This window comes from Priestia sp. YIM B13490 (assembly GCF_042787735.1).
Lineage (GTDB): Bacteria > Bacillota > Bacilli > Bacillales > Bacillaceae_H > Priestia > Priestia megaterium.
In genome coordinates this window covers 702,991-722,558 of record NZ_JBHZOT010000001.1, presented here as the reverse complement: position 1 = coordinate 722,558, position 19,568 = coordinate 702,991, and the positions used below count along the sequence as shown (strand labels likewise).

General features: G+C 39.1%; 29 protein-coding genes. 4 read left to right on the top strand and 25 right to left on the bottom strand.

The window, feature by feature from the left end:
* Positions 1 to 6 precede the first annotated feature (6 nt).
* The 4 genes from ACFX4R_RS04055 to ACFX4R_RS04040 form a co-directional block, all read right to left on the bottom strand.
* Complete coding sequence (locus ACFX4R_RS04055; protein WP_377568918.1) at positions 7 to 1,389, bottom strand: sensor histidine kinase; 1,383 nt, start codon at positions 1,387 to 1,389, stop codon at positions 7 to 9.
* The gene (locus ACFX4R_RS04050; RefSeq protein ID WP_097822811.1) at positions 1,386 to 2,060 is read right to left on the bottom strand and encodes a response regulator transcription factor; all 675 of its coding nucleotides are present in this window, start codon (positions 2,058 to 2,060) and stop codon (positions 1,386 to 1,388) included. The genes ACFX4R_RS04055 and ACFX4R_RS04050 overlap by 4 nt, the downstream gene beginning before the upstream one ends.
* Before the next feature lie 163 nt (positions 2,061 to 2,223).
* On the bottom strand, positions 2,224 to 3,102 hold the full coding sequence (locus ACFX4R_RS04045) for a PhzF family phenazine biosynthesis protein (protein ID WP_377568914.1): 879 nt from the start codon (positions 3,100 to 3,102) through the stop codon (positions 2,224 to 2,226).
* 14 nt (positions 3,103 to 3,116) lie between these two features.
* Positions 3,117 to 3,461 (bottom strand): YunG family protein, encoded by a 345-nt coding sequence (locus ACFX4R_RS04040; RefSeq protein WP_043981360.1) that lies wholly within the window; start codon positions 3,459 to 3,461, stop codon positions 3,117 to 3,119.
* Positions 3,462 to 3,651: 190 nt separating this feature from the next.
* Here ACFX4R_RS04040 and ACFX4R_RS04035 point away from each other — a divergent pair, with 190 nt between their 5' ends.
* A complete protein-coding gene (locus ACFX4R_RS04035; protein ID WP_162214601.1) occupies positions 3,652 to 4,425 on the top strand; it encodes a DUF2628 domain-containing protein in 774 nt (257 codons plus the stop codon).
* A gap of 57 nt (positions 4,426 to 4,482) precedes the next feature.
* On the opposite strand, the gene ACFX4R_RS04030 is transcribed toward ACFX4R_RS04035, so the two are convergent.
* From ACFX4R_RS04030 to ACFX4R_RS04020, 3 genes are all read right to left on the bottom strand, one after another.
* Positions 4,483 to 5,619 (bottom strand): GAF domain-containing sensor histidine kinase, encoded by a 1,137-nt coding sequence (locus ACFX4R_RS04030; protein ID WP_043981358.1) that lies wholly within the window; start codon positions 5,617 to 5,619, stop codon positions 4,483 to 4,485.
* 80 nt (positions 5,620 to 5,699) lie between these two features.
* A complete protein-coding gene (locus ACFX4R_RS04025; RefSeq protein WP_043981357.1) occupies positions 5,700 to 6,272 on the bottom strand; it encodes a GNAT family N-acetyltransferase in 573 nt (190 codons plus the stop codon).
* A 346-nt stretch (positions 6,273 to 6,618) separates the two neighbouring features.
* Positions 6,619 to 6,945: a hypothetical protein gene (locus ACFX4R_RS04020; protein ID WP_377568909.1), complete on the bottom strand. Its 327-nt coding sequence runs from the start codon at positions 6,943 to 6,945 to the stop codon at positions 6,619 to 6,621.
* A 516-nt stretch (positions 6,946 to 7,461) separates the two neighbouring features.
* Here ACFX4R_RS04020 and ACFX4R_RS04015 point away from each other — a divergent pair.
* On the top strand, positions 7,462 to 7,608 hold the full coding sequence (locus tag ACFX4R_RS04015; RefSeq protein WP_013057978.1) for a YjcZ family sporulation protein: 147 nt from the start codon (positions 7,462 to 7,464) through the stop codon (positions 7,606 to 7,608).
* Positions 7,609 to 7,923: 315 nt separating this feature from the next.
* On the opposite strand, the gene ACFX4R_RS04010 is transcribed toward ACFX4R_RS04015, so the two are convergent.
* From ACFX4R_RS04010 to ACFX4R_RS04000, 3 genes are all read right to left on the bottom strand, one after another.
* Positions 7,924 to 8,370 (bottom strand): GNAT family N-acetyltransferase, encoded by a 447-nt coding sequence (locus ACFX4R_RS04010; RefSeq protein ID WP_043981356.1) that lies wholly within the window; start codon positions 8,368 to 8,370, stop codon positions 7,924 to 7,926.
* A gap of 20 nt (positions 8,371 to 8,390) precedes the next feature.
* Positions 8,391 to 8,774 carry a MerR family transcriptional regulator gene (locus tag ACFX4R_RS04005; RefSeq protein WP_025751010.1) on the bottom strand — a complete coding sequence of 128 codons (384 nt, stop codon included), beginning with the start codon at positions 8,772 to 8,774 and terminating at the stop codon, positions 8,391 to 8,393.
* Positions 8,775 to 9,144: 370 nt separating this feature from the next.
* Complete coding sequence (locus ACFX4R_RS04000) at positions 9,145 to 10,080, bottom strand: aldo/keto reductase (RefSeq protein ID WP_377568906.1); 936 nt, start codon at positions 10,078 to 10,080, stop codon at positions 9,145 to 9,147.
* A gap of 273 nt (positions 10,081 to 10,353) precedes the next feature.
* Here ACFX4R_RS04000 and ACFX4R_RS03995 point away from each other — a divergent pair, with 273 nt between their 5' ends.
* On the top strand, positions 10,354 to 10,569 hold the full coding sequence (locus tag ACFX4R_RS03995) for a hypothetical protein (RefSeq protein WP_028409323.1): 216 nt from the start codon (positions 10,354 to 10,356) through the stop codon (positions 10,567 to 10,569).
* A 34-nt stretch (positions 10,570 to 10,603) separates the two neighbouring features.
* Here ACFX4R_RS03995 and ACFX4R_RS03990 read toward each other — a convergent pair whose 3' ends face one another.
* Positions 10,604 to 11,524: an EamA family transporter gene (locus tag ACFX4R_RS03990; protein ID WP_043981355.1), complete on the bottom strand. Its 921-nt coding sequence runs from the start codon at positions 11,522 to 11,524 to the stop codon at positions 10,604 to 10,606.
* Between the two features lie 108 nt (positions 11,525 to 11,632).
* On the opposite strand from ACFX4R_RS03990, the gene ACFX4R_RS03985 reads away from it, so the two are divergent.
* On the top strand, positions 11,633 to 12,532 hold the full coding sequence (locus ACFX4R_RS03985; RefSeq protein WP_043981354.1) for an AraC family transcriptional regulator: 900 nt from the start codon (positions 11,633 to 11,635) through the stop codon (positions 12,530 to 12,532).
* Positions 12,533 to 12,562: 30 nt separating this feature from the next.
* On the opposite strand, the gene gvpU is transcribed toward ACFX4R_RS03985, so the two are convergent.
* The 14 genes from gvpU to gvpA (ACFX4R_RS03915) all read right to left on the bottom strand — a co-directional run bounded on the left by gvpU (position 12,563) and on the right by gvpA (ACFX4R_RS03915) (position 19,557).
* The gene (gvpU, locus tag ACFX4R_RS03980) at positions 12,563 to 12,979 is read right to left on the bottom strand and encodes a gas vesicle accessory protein GvpU (RefSeq protein ID WP_014459206.1); all 417 of its coding nucleotides are present in this window, start codon (positions 12,977 to 12,979) and stop codon (positions 12,563 to 12,565) included.
* A gap of 23 nt (positions 12,980 to 13,002) precedes the next feature.
* The gene (gene gvpT, locus ACFX4R_RS03975) at positions 13,003 to 13,905 is read right to left on the bottom strand and encodes a GvpT/GvpP family gas vesicle accessory protein (RefSeq protein WP_377568903.1); all 903 of its coding nucleotides are present in this window, start codon (positions 13,903 to 13,905) and stop codon (positions 13,003 to 13,005) included.
* 36 nt (positions 13,906 to 13,941) lie between these two features.
* Positions 13,942 to 14,244: a gas vesicle protein gene (locus ACFX4R_RS03970; RefSeq protein ID WP_013057989.1), complete on the bottom strand. Its 303-nt coding sequence runs from the start codon at positions 14,242 to 14,244 to the stop codon at positions 13,942 to 13,944.
* 21 nt (positions 14,245 to 14,265) lie between these two features.
* On the bottom strand, positions 14,266 to 14,550 hold the full coding sequence (locus tag ACFX4R_RS03965; protein ID WP_013057990.1) for a gas vesicle protein K: 285 nt from the start codon (positions 14,548 to 14,550) through the stop codon (positions 14,266 to 14,268).
* On the bottom strand, positions 14,504 to 14,791 hold the full coding sequence (locus tag ACFX4R_RS03960; protein WP_013057991.1) for a gas vesicle protein: 288 nt from the start codon (positions 14,789 to 14,791) through the stop codon (positions 14,504 to 14,506). Before ACFX4R_RS03960 ends, ACFX4R_RS03965 begins: the two co-directional genes overlap by 47 nt.
* 17 nt (positions 14,792 to 14,808) lie before the next feature.
* On the bottom strand, positions 14,809 to 15,618 hold the full coding sequence (locus ACFX4R_RS03955) for a GvpL/GvpF family gas vesicle protein (RefSeq protein ID WP_377568900.1): 810 nt from the start codon (positions 15,616 to 15,618) through the stop codon (positions 14,809 to 14,811).
* A complete protein-coding gene (locus ACFX4R_RS03950) occupies positions 15,619 to 15,885 on the bottom strand; it encodes a gas vesicle protein GvpG (RefSeq protein WP_377568897.1) in 267 nt (88 codons plus the stop codon).
* Between the two features lies 1 nt (position 15,886).
* Positions 15,887 to 16,654 carry a GvpL/GvpF family gas vesicle protein gene (locus ACFX4R_RS03945; RefSeq protein ID WP_280559992.1) on the bottom strand — a complete coding sequence of 256 codons (768 nt, stop codon included), beginning with the start codon at positions 16,652 to 16,654 and terminating at the stop codon, positions 15,887 to 15,889.
* Positions 16,655 to 16,668: 14 nt separating this feature from the next.
* The gene (gvpN, locus tag ACFX4R_RS03940) at positions 16,669 to 17,595 is read right to left on the bottom strand and encodes a gas vesicle protein GvpN (protein WP_025751003.1); all 927 of its coding nucleotides are present in this window, start codon (positions 17,593 to 17,595) and stop codon (positions 16,669 to 16,671) included.
* A gap of 28 nt (positions 17,596 to 17,623) precedes the next feature.
* Positions 17,624 to 17,890, bottom strand: a complete 267-nt coding sequence (gvpO, locus tag ACFX4R_RS03935) for a gas vesicle protein GvpO (RefSeq protein WP_013057996.1) — start codon at positions 17,888 to 17,890, stop codon at positions 17,624 to 17,626.
* A 75-nt stretch (positions 17,891 to 17,965) separates the two neighbouring features.
* Positions 17,966 to 18,232: a gas vesicle structural protein GvpA gene (gene gvpA / locus ACFX4R_RS03930; RefSeq protein ID WP_013057997.1), complete on the bottom strand. Its 267-nt coding sequence runs from the start codon at positions 18,230 to 18,232 to the stop codon at positions 17,966 to 17,968.
* Positions 18,233 to 18,251: 19 nt separating this feature from the next.
* Positions 18,252 to 18,725, bottom strand: a complete 474-nt coding sequence (gene gvpQ, locus ACFX4R_RS03925; protein ID WP_025751002.1) for a gas vesicle protein GvpQ — start codon at positions 18,723 to 18,725, stop codon at positions 18,252 to 18,254.
* 25 nt (positions 18,726 to 18,750) lie between these two features.
* Positions 18,751 to 19,236, bottom strand: coding sequence for a GvpT/GvpP family gas vesicle accessory protein (gene gvpT, locus ACFX4R_RS03920; protein ID WP_043981351.1), 486 nt, complete (start codon positions 19,234 to 19,236; stop codon positions 18,751 to 18,753).
* Positions 19,237 to 19,296: 60 nt separating this feature from the next.
* The gene (gvpA, locus tag ACFX4R_RS03915) at positions 19,297 to 19,557 is read right to left on the bottom strand and encodes a gas vesicle structural protein GvpA (protein WP_013058000.1); all 261 of its coding nucleotides are present in this window, start codon (positions 19,555 to 19,557) and stop codon (positions 19,297 to 19,299) included.
* Between the last annotated feature and the right edge of the window lie 11 nt (positions 19,558 to 19,568).

The following is a 19,568-nucleotide window of genomic DNA, read 5'->3' as shown; positions in this document are numbered from 1 at the left end:
GGCTCATTACATTTTCGGAAGATAAACGTGAAAGGTGCTGCCTTTTCCTTTTTCGCTTTCAACGTGAATGGAACCTCCGTGCATTTCGACAATTTGTTTTACAATCGCTAGGCCAAGACCGCTGCTTCCTTCCGTCCGGCTTCTTGCTTTATCTTCTTTATAAAAACGATTAAAAATATGCGGGAGGCTTTCTTTTGACATACCGATTCCCGTATCTTGAAATTCCAGGTGGCAATGCGTGTCTTCCATGCCAACGCGAAGAGAGAGCGTTCCTCCTTCTTCCGTAAACTTTACGCTGTTTGTAATCAAATTTGTCCACACTTGATGAAGCAGTTTTTGATCGCCTGAAATCATCGTTGAAGGAAGATCCATTTCAATAGCCAGCTCTTTTTCACGCCAGCTCCACTCCGTCATAAACAGCACTTGCTTGATTTGAGCTGCAACATCAAACGTACTTTTTTCGATATGCTCACTTTCTTTATCAAGTGAAGCAAGCGTAAGCAGCTGTTTGCTGAGTGACGACATGCGCCGGCTTTCTTCTTCAATAATAGACAGGTACTCATTTCTCTGTTCATCTGAAAGATTAGCAGAACGGAGCGTTTTCGAAAATCCTTGAATGGACGCCAGCGGAGACTGAATTTCATGTGACACGTTGGATACAAATTCTTGGCGCATCTCTTCAAGCTGCTCTAAACTTTTAGCCATCTCGGAAAAATGTGAAGCAAGCGCGCCGATTTCGTCTCGGCGCTTTACGTACAGCTCGACGTTGTATTTTCCTTTTGCCACTTGTTTTGTCGCTTCCGTTAGCTTGACAATTGGCTTTACTAAATAACGCGTACTAATAAGTACAAATAAAATACTTAATACAATCATCAGCAGTAAAATGACCGAGAAAAAAATGCGCATTTCCCCGAACTGCAGCTGAATATCAGGGCGAATAAACAGCGCTTGCTGCTTGTTACTTTCTCCTTTTAACGGCACGCCGATGCTATTGGCTAACACATTATCAAAAAATCCCGTCACAAACACCTGTGAAGGAAAGTTTGCAATTCCGTGATACATTTTTCCGTCCAGTACTTGTTTGACAGCACTCTTTTCTAAGCGCTGATTTCTAAATTCCCGTCCGTAAAACGTCTCATGTCCGCTCCTGTCCACCACATATATTTGATAGCCCAATTTACTAATATGCTGTAAATAAGCTTGTTGATCCACGCCCCTATTGCTTTCGTAAAAGCTCCCAATGTCTTTTGCCATACGCGTAAGCTTTTGATCGTTATAAGGTTTTAAGCTGTACTGATAATAAACGTTTGCTAAAATAAACGCTAGGAGACTGCTAAATACCATTACAGCAATGGTCGTCAGAACAATCCGCAAATAGAGCGTCTTCATTTTGCCCTCACCTCAAGCTTATAGCCGACGCCTCGAACCGTCGTAATGACAAAATCATCGGTATGTTCAAACCTTTCGCGCAGCCTTTTCACGTGTACATCGATTGTGCGGTTATCTCCGTTAAAATCCGCTCCCCATATCAGGTGAATTAATTCTTCTCTTGTGAAAATTCTTCCTGGATAGCTCGCGAGCTGAGCTAATAATTCAAATTCTTTCATTGGAAGAATTAACAGTCGTCCGCTGCAGTGCACTTCATAGCTTTTTCGGTCGATAGAGGTGCTGTTCAGCACGATCATCTTTTCATTTACCACTTCGTATCGGCGCAGCAGTGCTTTGATTCGGAAAATCAATTCTTTTGGTTCAAACGGCTTTGTAACATAGTCATCCGTTCCTGCTAAAAAGCCTTTTTCTTTGTCTTCGAGCTGATCTTTTGCTGTTAATAAAATAATGGGAAAATCATAATAGCTGCGTATTTCTTCGCAAACTTCATATCCGTCTTTATGAGGCATCATAATATCGACAACCGCTAAATGAATGTGCTGCTTAGCAAGCAGACCCGAAGCTTCCTCGCCGTCTTTTGCTTCATGCACCATATAGCCTTCAAGCTGCAAATAGTGACGAACTAATTGCCGCATATGCTCATCGTCATCCGCCAGTAAAATGTGAATCATTTTTTCTGCCACTCCTTTTATCAACCATTTAAAATGGCGGCCTTTTGGCCGCCATCACTTATTCTTTCAGTATCTATCTGTTTACTAGTGTAACCAAACGCCGTGGTCCTATTGCGTTTTTATTAGGATAAGAACTTATTGTGAACAGCAGATGAACGGCTTGTTACAAAATCCATTCGCCTCTCGCAATCATCTCTACTTTTCCGCCTACTTTAATGTAAAAAGCTTCTCCATCATAACTAGCTTTTACATACAGCCGTGAAGGTCTTCCTATTTCGTATCCTTGTTCTACACGTATGTCAATAGCTTGCTGATTAAAATAACGGTATTTAACTAAATATGCTGCTAAACAGCCGTTGGCGCTGCCGGTTGCTGCATCTTCTGGAACGCCGTAGTAGTCGGCAAAGTCTCGTACGTTTAGCTGATGATCTTGGTGATAGGTTTCCGGCGAAAAGACCATAATCGCTTTCGCTTCTGTATTTTCTATCAGTTTGAAATATTTTTCTTTGTCTACATGTATCTCTTTAGCTGCTTCTAATGATGTTAACGGGACAAGGATGACCGGCAGACCGGTGGATACTTCTTGAACGGGAAAACGCATATCGATATAAGCTTCATCAAGGTTTAACACATCCGCAACTTGCTTTTTATCTAACACTTTCCCAAACGTCGGCTGACCTTGTGTCATCCACAGCACATCTTTTTGTTCATCATATGTAACGAGCGTAGGACCTGCTTTATAATGAAGAATAAGTTCCTCTGTATCTTTTTCTTCTAGTTCTTCTCGGATAACATGAGCGGTTCCGAGCGTCGGATGTCCTGCAAACGGTACTTCTTCATTAGGCGTAAAAATCCGCACGTTATATTCTCCTTTTGCAGAAGAAGACGTGATAAACGTCGTTTCAGAAAAATTAATTTCTTTAGCCATTTGCTGCATCTCTTTATCTGAAAGTCCTCCTGCGTCTTTAAAAACAGCGAGCTGATTTCCCGTATATTTTCTCTGTGCAAATACATCAACAATGGAATACTGAATACTTTTCATTTATGTGTTCCTTTCTAAAGCAAATTTTCATGTATAAAATAGGTCATTACGTTTTTCTTTAAAGCCTCATATTGCTCCTTATTGGTATCCATAAACGCTTCTTCCCGACTGGATAAAATGTCTGCATATTGGAGAGACTCAGGAAATTGTTCTTGTGTAAAGTCATAGCGCTGTTCATCAAGCTGATTATAAAAATGCCATCCTTCTTTACACGGAGTTTTTAAAATATATCCTCCTTTAATATCTTGAACGACAAGAGCTGTCACGCCGCACTGTCCCTTAGAAGGATTGTCAGCCGTCCACTTTGTGCTTGAATGAATTGACCACGATTGGTACAGGGCTTTCTTTAAATGATTCATGTTCAAGGAGCTCCTTTTTCTTCAAATCTACCATATTCTTCTTTTTTATGAAAGTTCCCGTTAAAAAACCAACAGGGCAAATATTCTTACGTTAAAAATAATTTAAGGAAGAATAGAAAAATACTAGAAATAATGTATAATAATAGAGTCATTTTAGATGATAGATTATAACCAATGAAAGGTGTTTTAAATGGAAGAACAAGCAGTAGATGAACTCATGTCTTTTGAAGAAGAGCATAAAGTAGTTCGAACAAATACGTCCTATTATGATTTGAAGTGGGGAAAAACAGCTAATCCAGCTAAAAACAACACGTGGAACTGGGCAGCCTTTTTTCTGACAAGCGCTTGGTTTGCATACCGAAAAATGTATAAGCACTTTTTTATTTTAACGTTTATTGAGGTAATTTGGTTTTCCCTTTTGTGCTTTGTAGACATACCAGAGTGGTCCGATGCAATTGTGTTTGGCGGTGCTTCACTTATTACAGGGCTATGTGCCAACCGCTGGTATTATAAGCACGTTAAAAACGTGTTAGCTCGAGCCGGAGCTCAGCCGGAGCAGCGGAAAGAAGCTTATCTGCAAATAAAAGGCGGCACTCACATCGGAATTGCTATTGGTTTAAGCATCTTAGCGCTTGTGATTACTTTTGGAGTCGGAGCAGGATTATCACTTTTACCAACAAAAACGAATATTAAAGATGTAGTTCGCTACGGCGACGAAGCAATTACGCTTGAAACGTACAACGATCATCCAAAATGGACCTACATCAAGCAAGAAGGCCGTCATCACGTTGTACAATTTACCGGCTACGATTATACAGAAAAAGAGCACATACGCATTGTATTTAACGTTTATTTGGATAAACAAATTTACGAGTGGGACAAAATTTACATCAACGGCAAAAAGTTAAATAAAAAAGATGCGGAAGACTATGAATACTGGATTGAAGACAGTTCAGCATATTAAAAAGGTCAGCAAAAAAGAAAGGATGAGTGCTTGCTCTCCTTTCTTTTTTGTTTTATCTTAAAGCGTCAAAGGCAGCTTAACCGTCACCACTGTCCCGTTCTCATCACTTTCAATCGCAAGCTTACCGTTATGCTCGTTGATGATCGTTTTACAAATAGAAAGCCCTAACCCCATGCCTGTTCCATCTTTTGTTGAGAAAAATGGATTTCCTACTTTATTAATAATGGATAGCGGAATCCCAGAACCGGTATCTTGAATGTCAATAAGAGCCCAATCTTCCCATTCTTTGATAATAAGATTTACTTCCCCGCGTTTCTTTTTCTCCATTGCTTCAATGGCGTTTTTCAAAAGGTTCATAAACACTTGTCTCATTTGAGCAGGATCGATTGATACAAGGGGAATGGCTCCTTCTATTCTTACGTTCATTTCGACATTATATAGCGCAGCTTCACTTTTCAAGAAAGCAACGGTATCATGAATAACTTCTACAATCGATACGATTTCTTTTTTAGGCGCTGTTGGCTGCGTGACAAGCAAGAAGTTGTTAATAAGTTCATTCATGCGGTCCAGTTCATCAAGAACAATTTTTTGAAAAGGCTCTGCCTGTTCATTTTCATTAAATAAAAATTGAATAAAGCCACGCACCGACTGCATCGGGTTTCGAATCTCATGCGCTAATCCTGCTGCTAGCTGCCCTACGAGCGCCAGTTTATCAAGCTGCAGAATTTTCTCTTCAATTTTCGGCAAAACAGCCGCTTGATTTTTATAAATAATATGAGACAAAATACCAGCCAGCCGGTTTAACCCTTGAATTTCACTTTCGCTAAACTGATAAGGATCCGGATCGACCGCACATAAGGTACCAAACATTCTCCCGTCTTCTAGCACAATCGGTGTTCCTAAATAAGAACCTACCCGGGCACCATCAATGATGGCTAAATTAGACGTTCTAACATCGCGTTTTGTATTGGGAATAACAAGGGGTTCATCACACGTAACTAAGTTGCATACCGCAAGCTCTAACGGCAGCGTCAGTCCATCCTCTACAAGGCTTCCCCCTTCTTTATTAAAGGCTTTCATAACTGAAAATTGTTCGTCGAAAATCCCTACAAACAGCGTCCTGCTTCCGACTACTTCGCTAGCCATCTGCAATACATCCCAAACGGCTTTTTCATTGATGTTCCTCTCTTCCATTACCTTAGTCACCTACTATTTAAATATAGACTGTTCTATTCTCTTATTCTCATTATAAATTTTAAATGTAAAAACGTATATCAAAATTTTAAGAACTCGTTTATTTCTTCTATTTCATCATTAGGGTTAAGAATAGCCAAGACTTGATGGTCTTCCCATATGCCATTAATATTTACATTTTTTCTAGCAATTCCTTCCCTATGAAAACCTGCTTTTTCTAATACGCGCTGAGAAGGCAAATTACGTGGCATAACGCCGGCTTCAATGCGGTGAAGATGCAGCTCTTCAAACGCATAGTCAACAAGTGCTTTTACGGCTTCTGTTGCGTACCCTTTTCCATTATGATGCTGATCTAGGAAATAGCCGATAAACGCGCTTTGTAAAGATCCGCGCAGCACTTGAAAAAGACTAATGGTGCCAATCAGCTTATTATTCTCTTTTTGAAAAAGACCAAAATAGTATTCTTCATCGTTTTTTCTATTCTCTTCGTGACGCTGAATTTTTTCTACTTGGCTCTCTAACGTATAAAAAGAATGCTCTCGAATCATAGAAAACTGTTCAAAAAAGCCGCGATTGTCCTTTTGCAATCGAAGGCTGTCGTGCGCATCGCTGACAGTTAACGGGCGTAAATAAATAGTATGACTTTCGATCATGTTATGTCTCTCCCTCTTTTACTTCTCACAGAAAGTTATGTAAAAAGAATGCTTCATTAACATTTCCATTTTCTCACATAGTAAGCGTTTCTTACTGTAATGTAAAGAACAAAAAGCACGATTCTAACATCTTTTCTTTATCTCTTTCTGCCGCTATTTTTTATTTCTTCCCTATGTAAAAATCAAAAACCACCTGGAAACTCACCAGATGGTTTTTTATATTAAGTGGGGTGCACGCTCTGATTAACTGTGGATGGATATAAAGCCTTACGTTCCAAAACAGACTTCTTTATAGAAAAGAATGATGTGAAAAATATTTCTTCTGAGATTTTCCTTTTACTTGCGTTTAACAGCCGCAGCCAAAGCCATAGCCGCCATAGCCGCCGTAGCCTCCATAGCCTCCATACGGGTAACCACCATAACCGTAACCGTAGCCTCCATAGCCATATGGTGATAACAGTGAGCCTGCTACTAGCCCTCCTGCTAATCCTCCTAAAAATGGACCTCCAAAGCCATAGCCGAACGGTCTGCCAAAGCCATAGCCAAACGGGCGTCCGAAACCAAACGGTCTGCCAAAGCCAAACGGTCTGCCAATAAACCTTTCATCTGCTTGTTGAAGTTGATGATGATCTTGAGAATACATAGTAGGTAAAAAATGCATTTCTGAATTCATAAGAGAAACCTCCGTTTTTTTGTTTTTGCTTTCACCCATGAATATGCATTTACCTATCCGCTGTCTTGGGCAAATATCTTGGTTATGCTGAAAATAAGGGAAAAGAATTACGAAAAAAAGAAAATTACTAGGTTTATATGAAAATGAGCTTGATTTCTCTTTAGTACCTAATACATACAAAAAGAAGCGGACCCTGACTTAGAATGGTATAGGGAAAGTACTAACATGTTTATTTCATAGTAAAAAATAAGAAGCCGAAGAAAAAATTCTTCGGCTTCTCCTTCATTATGTACGCAGGCTAAGGAGGAAGTGGTATTAGCCTGCTTTGTTATAACATGGGGGCTCATATATGAGATCTTGGGATGATTCATCCTATGTAGAAAGCGAAAAAAAGTACCGTGTCCATCTTATTTTCTTATCTTTTTTTATTTTCATTGAAATCATTGGATATTTTTGGAGCATTTTTGCATTTCAGGCATATGTTAAAAATGTACTCAGAACTTGGAGGTGAAATATATGGGCTTCTATGGTGGCTGTGGTTATGGCGGTTACGGTTACGGCGGCGGCTGCGGGTTTGGCAGTGGCTTTGCTTTAATCATCGTATTATTCATTTTATTAATCATCATCGGCTGTGCTTGCTGGGGAGGATTTGGCGGTTGCTAATCATTAGAAATAATGATGAACAGCTTCATTTCTGCTAATTTTTTTACCAAAAGCTAGCTTTCCACTTTATTATGAAAAAGCAGTGTCCACATAATGGGCACTGTTTTTAAATGTGCTTATCAACCAGGTCATAATAAGGCTAACTATTATAAAAAAAATAGATCTTTTTAATCTGCCGTTTCTTGTCTGCTTCTTCCCATCACCTTATTTTTCTTGTTCATACTTCCTTTTCTTCTACATATTAATAGATAAAAAGATTAATTAAAAAGAGAGTCACTCTGCAACTCTCTTCCTGCTCTATGTAGGTGCTAAACATTAAACAAACGTTTTTTTCAAGACAACGCGCTGATCATTGACACTATAGCCGTTTCTTTCATAAAAAGCCTGTGCAGCTCCTCCAGTCGCCGTCAAGAGATACAAGCTGTTAATCTCGTGTTTTTGAAGTTCGTTCTCAAACCGGCTTAAGATAGCTGAACCGTACCCTTTTCCCTGCGCGCTTGCGCTGACGCAAAGCTCGGCCACGTAAAAGGTCATACTACTGTATGATTTTTTCGCGTGACCTGCAATCATTCCAATCAACTCTCCTTGGTCATAAAATAAATAGCCCATAAATTTAGGTGTGTTCAGTAAATCAGTCAGCCTTTCTCTAGCAGATTTCTCTGTCCACGGCTCATTCCAAGGTGTTTTTGTAAATACATTCATATACAAGTTAATGCACTGCTGCATATTCTCTGCAGTGAGAGGTACTACTTTTTCGATCATTTTTACGCTTCCTTTTTTGTTTAGTTTGAAGGCTTGTTAACAATTCGCTCGTACATTTCCGGCAGGTGCTTAATTTTATAATCAATCGTCTCAAGCTTGTGATGGATTTCTTCGATTTCTTTTTGTACCGCTTTTTTATGATCCATCAGCATTTGCAGGCTTTTATCAAGCACGGCATTTTCAAGCGTACAGTTTTCAATAAGCGTCCGAATGTCCTTGATTTGCATACCTGTGCTTTTTAAACAGCAGATTAAATCAATCCATTCAATATCTTGTTCTTTAAAAATACGATTCCCTGACGCTGTACGATCTAAAAATGGAAAAAGCCCTTCTTTATCATAATAGCGAATGGTATAAATTGTCACGTTCAATTTTTTTGCCACTTGTGAAATGGTATACGTCATACTGCTTCCTCCTACACCTTAAACTTCTCAGAAAAACATGATGAGTTTGTCTTGACCTCTAGTTATCTCGAGGATTTATTCTTTTATAGTCTTCTTCATTGAGCTCTTTATGCTGGAGACTTTTTGTACAAGCAGCAAGCAACATATATTTAAACCTGAAAGGATGAATACGATGAATACTGCTCACATGATGCTTACCATTGTAATTGGCGGTTTTATTGCCTTTTTGTTAGGTCTTGGCGTCACAAAAATAATTGAGCTGCTGCTAAATCTTTTTCTAGCTTAACCAGTAGTTACTTATCGTAAAACGCAGGTAACTCCGTTCCATATCCGAACGGAGTTACCTGCTTTATTTTAAGAACTGTAGCGCTTAAGGCACCATGTTGCCAACGGCTTTATAAATATCGTACCACTCTTCGCGCGTTAACTTGATTTCTGAACCTTTACTTGCATCTTTCATACGCTGAATATTTGTCGTACCAAGCACCACTTGAATATTTGCAGGATGAGTTGTGATCCACGCAACGGCAATCGCTGTATTCGTCACGCTATACTTACTTGCGATGCGATCAATCACTTCGTTTAGCTTTCCAAATTTCTCTTTGTCGCCTAAGAAAGGTCCTTCGAAAAATCCATTTTGGAATGGCGACCACGCTTGAAGCGTTATATCATTTAAACGGCAATATTCAAGCACGCTGCTGTCGCGGTTCACAGCTTGGTCGATGCCCATATTTAAAGAAATACCGGAGTCTATAATTGGCGTATGTGCAATGCTGAACTGCACTTGGTTTACGACAAGCTTTTGGTTGATATATTTTTCAAGCAGCTGAATTTGCGCTGGGTTGTGGTTCGACACACCGAAGTGACGTACCTTTCCGCTGCTTTGAAGCTCATTAAACGCTTCTGCTACTTCTTCAGGATCCATTAGCGGATCTGGGCGATGAAGTAATAAAAGATCTAAGTAATCTGTTTTTAAGCGCTCTAAGCTGCCGTTAACAGAGTCTATGATATGCTTCTTTGAAAAGTCATAGTAATTTTTCGCTGCGTTAATGCCACATTTACTTTGAATCACCATTTTCTCACGAAGACTTGAATTCATTTGTATAGCGTTTGCAAAATACTCTTCGCATTGTCCCACATAATCAGGACCGTAAATATCAGCATGGTCAAAAAAGTTAATTTCTTCTTCCATCGCTGTGCGGATTAGCTTCTCTGCTTCTTGTAAAGAAAGCTCTGTTAAACGCATATTTCCCATAATCAAATTTGATACGTGTAAGTCAGTATTAGCAATTGTATGATACTTCATATAAAGCCCCTCCTTGAAATGATACTACTACAAGATAAACCATAGAGTTAACTCTAGGTCAAGCAGAAAGAATAAAAGTTTTTATAAGCAGCGACGGTAAAACACCCTATCTTTTTTGGTAAAAAGATGAAATACTAGGTTGTGGTGTGATAAAAGTCACTGCCGCTCTGCATTTCATTTAGTAGTATATGTTACGTTCTTTTATTCCTTTTTATCGAAGCTTATTTCATAGCAATACATCAATTTACCAGGCAAAGGAGCTTATCAATCACTATGCAGAAAACGAAAGCAAAACGATTTGAAATACAGTATTCCGTTCTAAAAGATGAAGCCAAAATCAAAGGAACTTTTGTGATAGAATCTGCTAAAAACCGAGATGACGCATCAAGACTTGCTAAATTAAATGTCTCTACAAAAGAAAGAGTGTTTATTCAATATGTAAAGATTTTAAAAGTCAAACGAGTTTCTACAGATTCAGCGGAAAAGTGACATTGGTTTGCTTCTTCTTTTAGCAAGCCCCTATTTATGCTGAAAGTGTCGTCTTAGAAGATGCTTGTTTCGTTCGTGTGAGTAATAAAACTAATCCAATAATACAAGCTGTGCCTATCCATTGATAAAAACCAAAAGGCTCTTTCAGCCAAACAACGGTTGTAATAACAGCAGCTAAAGGCTCTAAACTTCCAAGCAAACTCGTTTCTTTAGGTAAAAGACTTTGCAGGCTTTCTACATAAAACCAAAAAGCAAGCATCGTGCCAAAAATAATGACAAATAAAATATATCCCCAGGTTATTGGTGATAAGCTTGACGCTTCCCAAGGAGGATGAATAAAGCTCATTACGCTTCCCCCAATTACCATTGACCAGCCAACGATGACAAGCGAACTGTACTTTTTGATCAGCGGCACGGCATACAGCGTATAAAATGCTGCTGCTACACCTGACAGCACTCCCCAAACAACGGCAGATACAGGAACAGACAGCTGAGAAATAGAGCCGTTTGTTAATAAAAAAAAGCAGCCCCCCAGTGCCAGCAAAACAGTGATGACGTCTTGTCGCGTAAATATAGACTGCTTGCGCAAAAGCAAGTAAATGATAATCATCACCGGTGATAAATACTGCAGCAGCGTAGCTACTGCTGCATTTCCATGCTTAATAGAAGCCATATACGTATACTGAACGGCGAGCATACCAAATATGGCAAAAACGACGAGCTGAAGAGCTGCCTTTTGGTTCTTCCATACTCCAAATACGTGAGAATGATTATTTTTTATACATGAAATCATTAGCAGCAAAAAACCCGCAATGAGCAGCCGTACTGAAACAAGCCAGTCTACACTGATTTCAAATTCTTGAAAAAGCTTTTGAGCAACCGTCCCTCCCATCCCCCAACATATAGCTCCAGTTGTTACAAAGAAGAACCCTTTTTTCCGGCTGAGATCGTTCATCTTCCATCCCTCACTTTTATTATAAGAATAGTGTTATAATAAGTGAAAAACGGGGCAGAAAATACGCATATTGCATTAAAAAATATAAATATATTGAGGCGACCATGTATGCCAGCAGCCCATTTTAAAATTGATGAAAACTTAAAAGAGCTAACGACCCATCGCACCGTTGAGCTGCCAGTAGCATGTTATCAAACGACGATCAGTGATCACATAAACGGCTACATCCCTCTTCACTGGCATGATGAGCTTCAATTTGTATTGGTTATAAAAGGTGATGCTTCTTTTCAAATAAATGAAAAAACAGTGACTGTAAAACAAGGCTACGGACTGTTTATTAACAGCGGATGTCTTCATATGACTGAAGATATAAACAAATCCGGCTGCGTGTACATTTGTTTAAATGTTTCTCCTCATTTTCTTGTGCCGCAAGAGCTTTTTACAAATTACGTTTATCCCTACATTCATGCAACGAATCTATCACATTTATTCATCAGTCCAAAGCAAGCCTGGGGAAACAACGTGTTAGAGTCTATACATAAGATACACACATGGATTCATAAGCAGCCGCACCACTATGAAATAGAGATTGCCTCTGAACTCAGCATACTTTGGAAAAATTTAATTCTTAACGGTTTGCAGCTGAAATACAATGAAAAAGAAATGATCAAAAATCAGCGGATGAAGCAAATGCTCAATTGGATTCATTTGCACTTTGCTGAAAAGATTACGCTTGATGATATTGCCAAAGCCGGACAATTGAGCCGTTCTGAATGCTGTCGATATTTTAAGAAAATGTTAAAAAAATCGCCTTTGACCTATGTATTAAACTATCGAATTCAACAAAGCTTAGTTATGCTGCAGCAAGCAGAAGCAAATGTGACGTACGTCGCTTATCAAGTAGGGTTTAATAGTACAAGCTATTTTATTAATCAGTTTCGAAAAGAAATGAAGATGACTCCCCTCATGTATCGAAAAAAGAAGCTGCACATGTCTTCACATCACTAAAAAACGGCAGGGCAATCACCCCGCCGTTTTTTATGAACTCTTTTTACTCGTTGATTTTGCATCAGAAATCTTTCCTAAGAAAAACCCGTCTACTTCTGCTATTTTCCCTCTCCAAAAGATCTTTCCTTTAGAAGGAGTAGATTTACTGTCTCCACAGTAAATCTTTGTATTTTTTAAATGAATAAAATGGGCTTCTGCTTCTCCGTTTGATTCGCTCGCTTCGCTTGCTAAAGAGAATTGTTCGCTTAGCGCCTGAGCCACTTCACTGCCTTCTTCAAACGTTTCGCTTAAGTAATCAAAGTATTCTTTTGCTGAAATCATGGTACCGGAAATCACAGCGCCGTTTACATTTAATGAAATATCAAGTGAAAAGCCGTGTTTATTAGAAGCTTTCACAAAGTATTCAAGCGTACTGTCTTTAGTTGAAAAAGAAGGGCCTGTACTCATGTCTTTCTTTCCTCCTTTACGTCTTAGGCTGTTGTATCGTCTTCACTAGAAAGAGATGTTGCTTCATCATCTTCTTCGTCTGTGTTTTTCTTTGCTTTTGTATTTTTTGATTTTTTAGCTGTTGACTTTTTTGGTTTCGCTTCCTTTTTTTCTTCTTCGCTTTCATCTTCGTCTTCTTCTTCTGATTTTACTTTTTTATTTTTTTTGTTTGAGCGAGAATCTTCCTCTTCTTCCTCGCTGTCTTCGTCACTTTCACTTTCTTCTTCCTCTTCTTGCTCAGCTTCTTTTTTATCCTTTTTACGAGGCTTAGATGTTTCTTCTTCGTTTTCGTCGTCCTGCTCGTTTTCTTCGTTTTCATCGTTCTCTTCTTCGTCGGAATCTGTATCTTCCGCTTCTTCATCTTGATTTTTATTGAGGCTAAGCTCAACAAGCATGTTCATTTTTTCTTCAAGCTGTGATAAGCGATCTTGAAGAGTTTGATTTTCTTCTTTTAACTCGTCGTACTCTTGAACGTTATCGTCTTCTGTTTCGCTACTAGAAGAATTTACGTTTTCTTCATCATCTTTTGATTTATCTTTATCTTTATCTTTATCTTTATCTTTATCTTTTTTAAACAAGCTTCCCGCAGATGTTTTCAGGCTGGCCACACTGCTTTTTGATTTTTCTTTTACCTTTGTTCCTAAATCAGATGCTTTGCTTTTTAATTCGTCTGTATCAATGCGGTCAAGGAGACTTTTTCGATTTTCAGGAGTCGATACATATCCAATCGTTGCACCGATGATGCCTCCTGCTACCGCTCGTTTGATTGGCCCGCTGCTTGTTGTTTTGCTTGCTTTTGAACCGTTCTTTTCTTTTGAACCGTTTTCCGTATTTTTATTTTCCTTGTTTTCTGCCTGTGTGTTATCTAATTTTGTTTCAGTTGCCATTGTAAATCCCTCCATTTTTTAAGTAGCGTACAGTTTTTAACGTTTCGTTTCTATTTTTTCTTCAAGCGTTTTTAACCGCTCATGCAGCATTTTATTTTCTTCTTCGAGCGCTTTGTTATTGGCTCCTTTTGAACTGAGATAGGGATCATTTTCCCACCAGTCCATGCCGATTTCTTTTGCTTTATCAACCGAAGCCACAATCAAGCGGATCTTTATCGTTAATAGCTCGACATCTGCAATTCCTACGGTGATGTCCCCCGCTATGACGACTCCTTTATCCAAAATCTTTTCGAGCACATCTACAATCGTACTTGACTGCATATTATGTTCGACTGCCATACTGTTCCTCCTACTGACCGCTTAAAGCAGGCTGCCTAGCGGTCCAAGATCAATATTTAAATCTTCTGCATCCAGACCGAACACCTCTTTCAACTCGTCCATTTTTTCTTCTAAGTTCATTAGTGCAATTCCTAAGTTTTCAATTTGTTCGTCCGTCAACGTTCCACCCTCCACCCGCCTCATGGCATGACGTTCAACGATTTGCCTCAATAGCTCAATAACTGTCATCACAAGCTGCGCTAAGCCTTGTTCAGCTTGATCAGGATCCAAGTGGATTCGTCCATTTGCTTGGCTGACCGGTTGCATCCATTAATTCCTCCTTTTGTTTATCAAATTGTTCAGAAGTGATTGGTTTGCGATTTCCTTCTTTTGCTTGAACCAGCGTTTCAACCGAAGAAATAAGCACCCGCAAATCCAAATACACTAAATCGACGCCGGCTATGGAAATGATTAAGTCTCCTTTAATGGCGACTCCTTTATCTAAAATGACATCTAAAATATCAATAAGAGCAATATCTTTATTCTCCATGGATTGTTTAAGAGACATAATGTTAATTCCTCACTTTACGCAAAGCTCGAGAAATGATAGGGCGGCCATGGTCCCGTCACTTCAAATTTCCAGCCTTTATTTTCAAGTTTTTGCTGAAGCTCTTCTATTTCGGTTACAAACTTAGTGATCTGCAGAGACGGGAGAAGAAACACGCTGTTCCACGCCATCTGTTCAGCTGCGCCCGTTACGTCCTTGCTCCAATTCTTTTTAACTGAGTCATAAAGCGATAACTCTTTAAGCTTGTCATGTATCTCTTCACACACTTTATTTTTGTGAAGTTCTAATTCTCTTTCAATCAGCTGATCTATTTTTTTCTTTTCAAAAAACTGTCTTCCTGGTGATAAGTGACTAATTTCTTCTTTTTTCGCTTTCACGCTTTCATTCGTTTCGCTGATTTCTTTTTTAAGCTCCGTATCATCACAGTAAATCTTCACGTTCCACTCTTCATTTCCTTGAAGCAGCGTCAGTGAATTCTCTATCTTTTCTTTGTTAATCTCAATAGCTGCCTGCAGACTTTCTTCACCTTTATAAATGGTACAAAATTTTAATGGAATGATCGTAAATTCTTCGTACACAGCGGCTACCGTCTCGTGATGATGAAATGCTTTTTCCTGCAGCCAGCTCATATCCTGCTCCATTTTTTCTTGAATCACTTCTTCTGAATAGGTGTCAGCATCCAGCTTAGAAACTACAGCCGTCACCTGATCAAACGCAATTGGGTACAGTGAATGTTCTCCGTCAAACCCTTTATAAGATGGAAACGGCTCTATGGCTGCTGCTTCTTTTGTTGGAATTAAACCGTATAAATACAGTAATTCTCCCATCTAGTCTTCCTCATTTCTTTTTTTTGTTAGCTCTTCCCATTGTTCAATTTCTCTGCGCTTCGCGATTTCGTACCTAATTAACAATTCATCTTCTTTTTCTTGAAACGCTTCTTCGGGAATTTCACCAAGCTCAAACATCATTTGAAGCTGAATGAGTTTTTGCTGAATCGTCGGAAGGTCATATAGCTGTTTATCAGCTTCTTCCTGTACTTTTTCGCCGATTTTCACTACAAGGTTAATAGGGGCGGTTACTAATTTGTGAAGCACGTTATTTCTCTTCTACTTTTAGGCGAATGTTCACAAAATTATAAGCAGGCCATGGACCGCTGTAATGAAAATCGGCTTTGTCTTTCCAGTTTTCATGCGCTTCATTCACTTTTTCATCAAACTTCGCTTCATCTTCTCGGTTAATTAAGAAAGATGCGTTTAAAAGCATCGTTTCGCCCGTTGGCTCATTTGCTTTTGCTGCTTCCGCTGCTTCTTCAAGCGGTGAAAACACATCTGTCTTGACTTCTTTTTGAAGGGAAGTAAACATCTTTTGAGCCATTCCCCCAAGTTGAATACGCTCATAATAACCGGCTGCTTCTGATTTTCCTTTTACGGAGGCTGATACTTTTTCAAGTTCAGGATTTTCATTTACTTTTTTCTCAAGCCATTCTTTTTTCCCAATTACTTTTAAACCGACTTCAATTTTTCCTTTGATCGCTGGAAACAGCTTTTCAAACTGCGGATAAAGGTTTTCCAAAAGAACTTTTACATCTTCTTTGGATTTGAATACATTCCCAAAGCTGATTGGAATAACCGTATCGTTCTTGTCCATAATCGCTGCTACTGCGTTTTGATGCATTAATAAATTTTGGCGATTAGGATGATAAATTTTCATCGGTACTTCAGCTGCTACCATAGCTGCGTCTTTGTAGCGAATCAAAAATGTTTCAGCTTTTTTTCCTTCTACTTCCACGGCGCCAAATTCTTCGTCTTTATCCGTTTGAATGGCGCTAAAAATATAAATACCTGTTTCGTTTGTTTCACTCATGTTTTCAAGCTCCTTTACTTTTCTTCCGTGTCTATATTCTTACATTCTTCTAAAATGATTTTTTCGGCTTTGCTTTTTGCATTTTCTTCATCCAAACATTTGGTAAGCGGATGATGCAAAATATCGATACATAACGTTTGAAAATCTTCGTCATTTCCATCGATAGCAATGTCTTGCTGCGTGGCGAGAGTAGCGATCATAAGCGAAGCCCGAAGGCTAAGTCCGCTGCTGTTTTCGTCTCCAGAGCGGTTTCGCACGTTTGCTACGAGCGTTACAATTGTGCGCGCTTCGTCTTCTTCTACGTCCGTTTTCTCCGTTAAAATCGCTGTCTCTCTGTCGATGTCTTTATAATCAATAAACATGGTAATTAACCTGTCAAGAAGCGCATCTTGCGTATCATATACGCCGGCATACTCAGCTGGATTGCTTGTGAAGATGACGCGAAAATCGGGATGCACGCGCACAAAAGGATCGGTCATTTTCACTCCATACAGCGGAAGCACGCCTTCTTCTAATATTGATAGAAAGATATTATTCGTTGCAGGCTTAGACCGAGTAAATTCGTCGTAAATCAGCGTATAGCCATTTTTTACAGCTTCAAGCAATCGGCCATCCTGCCAGTTTTCACTCACTTGTTCATCTTTTTTATAGACAGAACGAACATATTGGTCGATTACTTTTTTGCTCGTGTATCCCGTAAAATCCCCAATTAAATCTTTATTGTTGAGCTCGTGATTCCCGTGCATCAGCATTACAGGACGCTTTCTCTTTTTAGCAAGCGCTCGCGCTAAAGAGGTTTTGCCTCCGCCGGCAGGACCTGTAAAATGAATGGAATAGCCGGATTTTAAATAGCTCAGCGCTCTTGAAAGAACCTCTTTTGTCTCGTCATCTTGTATAAAAGCTCCACTGCCTTTTTTCCTTTTGTCTGTTAAGACGGTCATTTTTACGTTCCTCCTGCCATCTTATCGTCTATGCTTCAATGCCAATGGCGCTTCTATATCTGACGTCGAGTCGTTTGAATGAAATGACTTCTTTTTCTTTATTTAAAAAGCACTCGTACGTTCCGAGCATTTCATCTTTGGCGTATTTTTTCATGTATTCTCGTTCTTCAATGACTTCAACAATAACTCTCCAGCCTTCATCTTCAGTAGCTTCCACCGAGGTAATTTTATGAGGAGGAGCTACGTGTTCACCGAAAAAGTCGTTCACGGCTTGCATAATTTTTTTAATTTCCATTTTTAGTAGCCTCCAATAGTTAAATCTAAAAGCTGGAACCACCCTCAAAAAAGGAAGGTTCCATATCACTTCATATTAAATACTAAAACGCGGCTGTCCTTCACTTGAATTTGAACGTTCAGGAAGACCGTTTTCTTCTACGTCGTCACGAAGAAGCCCTACTGCTTCTGCATAGCGTAACCATGTATCAACACTGGCAATAACCACTCGTGCTTCAATCGTTAAAATCTCAATTCCTACAACAGAAACTCTTGCAAAAGCATCAATAACAATTCCTTTATCTAAAATACGGTCAATGACTTCTGCTAAACTTGAACTATTAGTACTTTTTTGAATAGACATATCTCATTTCTCCTTTCGCTTATGATCCCATTGTTTTTAAATCTGTAGATGATTTAATATCATTGGAACTTTTAATCTTAGTAGAGCTTTTAATATCCGTTGCTTTTTTAATCTGATTTGCGCCTTTTATTTTCCGCTTATTTTTTGACTTCTCTTTATCGTCTGAAGAAGAAACTTTTTCTTGAAAGTTTTCTCCAGCTTCTTTCACATCGCTAAGCTTATCTTTTACTGATAGTAAGACGTCTTGGAGCTTTTCTTTTGCGTCTTCCCCTTTGCCGTGTACCTTTTGGGCATTTTTTTCTTTTGTTTCCTGCAGTTTTTCTGACGCTTCATTTGCTTTTTCCTGCAGTTTCCCTTCAGTTTTTTCGACAAATTTTTCTTTCGCTTTTTCTTTAACCTTTTCTTCTACCTTTTCCTTAACAGGTTCAGGCGTATGATCGATGATCTTTTTTCCTGCTTTTAAGGCTGCTTTCTCCACATCTTTTTTATCCATGAAATTCCCCTTAAGGACGGATATCTTACTTCTTCGCGTCCATGAGTTTGTTTAGCATCTCTTCAATGCGCTGCAGCTGGTCGTTCATATTTTTATTTTCTTCTTTTAGCTCTTCGTACTGAGACGTTTCCATTTCTGCGCTTTGGCTGACTTCTTCCTGCGAATTTCCCTGTTCATTTGATGCATCTTCTTTTTTCTTTTTAGGTGCCAGCAGCTTGCTTAAATTGTCTTTTTCAAGATAGCCTGTAGCCGTCTGTCTTAATGCTCCCATCGCTTGCTGCGTTAGAATATCCTGTGCGTTTCTTCTTAACTCTTGTCCTGTCGCACGTACAATTTCTGATTGTCCTAAGCGGCTGAGTACTTTTTTACTCGTTTGAGGACTTGAAAGAAGTCCAATTCCCGCTCCTACTACGCCTCCTAAAATGGCAAGATTTAAAGAGTTTTGCGTTTTTTCTTCCTGCTGCTGATTTTCTTGTTTTTCATTTTGCACATTGCTATCAGTTGTTGACATGTTTCATCCTCTTTTCTCTTATTATTATTTATTTAATGAATTTTCTTACGATTAAAAGACTTAAAAGCTAAGCCCTGCACCTCGCTCTTCTGTTCGGCCAGGCAGCCCTTCTTCCTCTACTTTGTCGGTTAATAACCCGACGGCTTCTGCGTAGCGAAGCCACGTATCGACACTTGCAATAACGACTCGTGCTTCAATCGTTAAGATTTCAATTCCTACGAGTGATACTCGGGCAAAAGCATCGATGACAATTCCTTTGTCGAGAATTCGATCAATCACTTCTGCTAAACTAGAACTATCTGTACTTTTTTGAATACTCATTTTAGCAGCTC

Excerpts from the sequence above, each read along its gene's own strand:
- ACFX4R_RS04055 (WP_377568918.1), bottom strand. The coding sequence starts at position 1,389 with ATGAAGACGCTCTATTTGCGGATTGTTCTGACGACCATTGCTGTAATG.
- ACFX4R_RS04050 (WP_097822811.1), bottom strand. The coding sequence starts at position 2,060 with ATGATTCACATTTTACTGGCGGATGACGATGAGCATATGCGGCAATTA.
- ACFX4R_RS04045 (WP_377568914.1), bottom strand. The coding sequence starts at position 3,102 with ATGAAAAGTATTCAGTATTCCATTGTTGATGTATTTGCACAGAGAAAA.
- ACFX4R_RS04040 (WP_043981360.1), bottom strand. The coding sequence starts at position 3,461 with ATGAATCATTTAAAGAAAGCCCTGTACCAATCGTGGTCAATTCATTCA.
- ACFX4R_RS04035 (WP_162214601.1), top strand. The coding sequence starts at position 3,652 with ATGGAAGAACAAGCAGTAGATGAACTCATGTCTTTTGAAGAAGAGCAT.
- ACFX4R_RS04030 (WP_043981358.1), bottom strand. The coding sequence starts at position 5,619 with ATGGAAGAGAGGAACATCAATGAAAAAGCCGTTTGGGATGTATTGCAG.
- ACFX4R_RS04025 (WP_043981357.1), bottom strand. The coding sequence starts at position 6,272 with ATGATCGAAAGTCATACTATTTATTTACGCCCGTTAACTGTCAGCGAT.
- ACFX4R_RS04020 (WP_377568909.1), bottom strand. The coding sequence starts at position 6,945 with ATGAATTCAGAAATGCATTTTTTACCTACTATGTATTCTCAAGATCAT.
- ACFX4R_RS04015 (WP_013057978.1), top strand. The coding sequence starts at position 7,462 with ATGGGCTTCTATGGTGGCTGTGGTTATGGCGGTTACGGTTACGGCGGC.
- ACFX4R_RS04010 (WP_043981356.1), bottom strand. The coding sequence starts at position 8,370 with ATGATCGAAAAAGTAGTACCTCTCACTGCAGAGAATATGCAGCAGTGC.
- ACFX4R_RS04005 (WP_025751010.1), bottom strand. The coding sequence starts at position 8,774 with ATGACGTATACCATTTCACAAGTGGCAAAAAAATTGAACGTGACAATT.
- ACFX4R_RS04000 (WP_377568906.1), bottom strand. The coding sequence starts at position 10,080 with ATGAAGTATCATACAATTGCTAATACTGACTTACACGTATCAAATTTG.
- ACFX4R_RS03995 (WP_028409323.1), top strand. The coding sequence starts at position 10,354 with ATGCAGAAAACGAAAGCAAAACGATTTGAAATACAGTATTCCGTTCTA.
- ACFX4R_RS03990 (WP_043981355.1), bottom strand. The coding sequence starts at position 11,524 with ATGAACGATCTCAGCCGGAAAAAAGGGTTCTTCTTTGTAACAACTGGA.
- ACFX4R_RS03985 (WP_043981354.1), top strand. The coding sequence starts at position 11,633 with ATGCCAGCAGCCCATTTTAAAATTGATGAAAACTTAAAAGAGCTAACG.
- gvpU (WP_014459206.1), bottom strand. The coding sequence starts at position 12,979 with ATGAGTACAGGCCCTTCTTTTTCAACTAAAGACAGTACGCTTGAATAC.
- gvpT (WP_377568903.1), bottom strand. The coding sequence starts at position 13,905 with ATGGCAACTGAAACAAAATTAGATAACACACAGGCAGAAAACAAGGAA.
- ACFX4R_RS03970 (WP_013057989.1), bottom strand. The coding sequence starts at position 14,244 with ATGGCAGTCGAACATAATATGCAGTCAAGTACGATTGTAGATGTGCTC.
- ACFX4R_RS03965 (WP_013057990.1), bottom strand. The coding sequence starts at position 14,550 with ATGCAACCGGTCAGCCAAGCAAATGGACGAATCCACTTGGATCCTGAT.
- ACFX4R_RS03960 (WP_013057991.1), bottom strand. The coding sequence starts at position 14,791 with ATGTCTCTTAAACAATCCATGGAGAATAAAGATATTGCTCTTATTGAT.
- ACFX4R_RS03955 (WP_377568900.1), bottom strand. The coding sequence starts at position 15,618 with ATGGGAGAATTACTGTATTTATACGGTTTAATTCCAACAAAAGAAGCA.
- ACFX4R_RS03945 (WP_280559992.1), bottom strand. The coding sequence starts at position 16,654 with ATGAGTGAAACAAACGAAACAGGTATTTATATTTTTAGCGCCATTCAA.
- gvpN (WP_025751003.1), bottom strand. The coding sequence starts at position 17,595 with ATGACCGTCTTAACAGACAAAAGGAAAAAAGGCAGTGGAGCTTTTATA.
- gvpO (WP_013057996.1), bottom strand. The coding sequence starts at position 17,890 with ATGGAAATTAAAAAAATTATGCAAGCCGTGAACGACTTTTTCGGTGAA.
- gvpA (WP_013057997.1), bottom strand. The coding sequence starts at position 18,232 with ATGTCTATTCAAAAAAGTACTAATAGTTCAAGTTTAGCAGAAGTCATT.
- gvpQ (WP_025751002.1), bottom strand. The coding sequence starts at position 18,725 with ATGGATAAAAAAGATGTGGAGAAAGCAGCCTTAAAAGCAGGAAAAAAG.
- gvpT (WP_043981351.1), bottom strand. The coding sequence starts at position 19,236 with ATGTCAACAACTGATAGCAATGTGCAAAATGAAAAACAAGAAAATCAG.
- gvpA (WP_013058000.1), bottom strand. The coding sequence starts at position 19,557 with ATGAGTATTCAAAAAAGTACAGATAGTTCTAGTTTAGCAGAAGTGATT.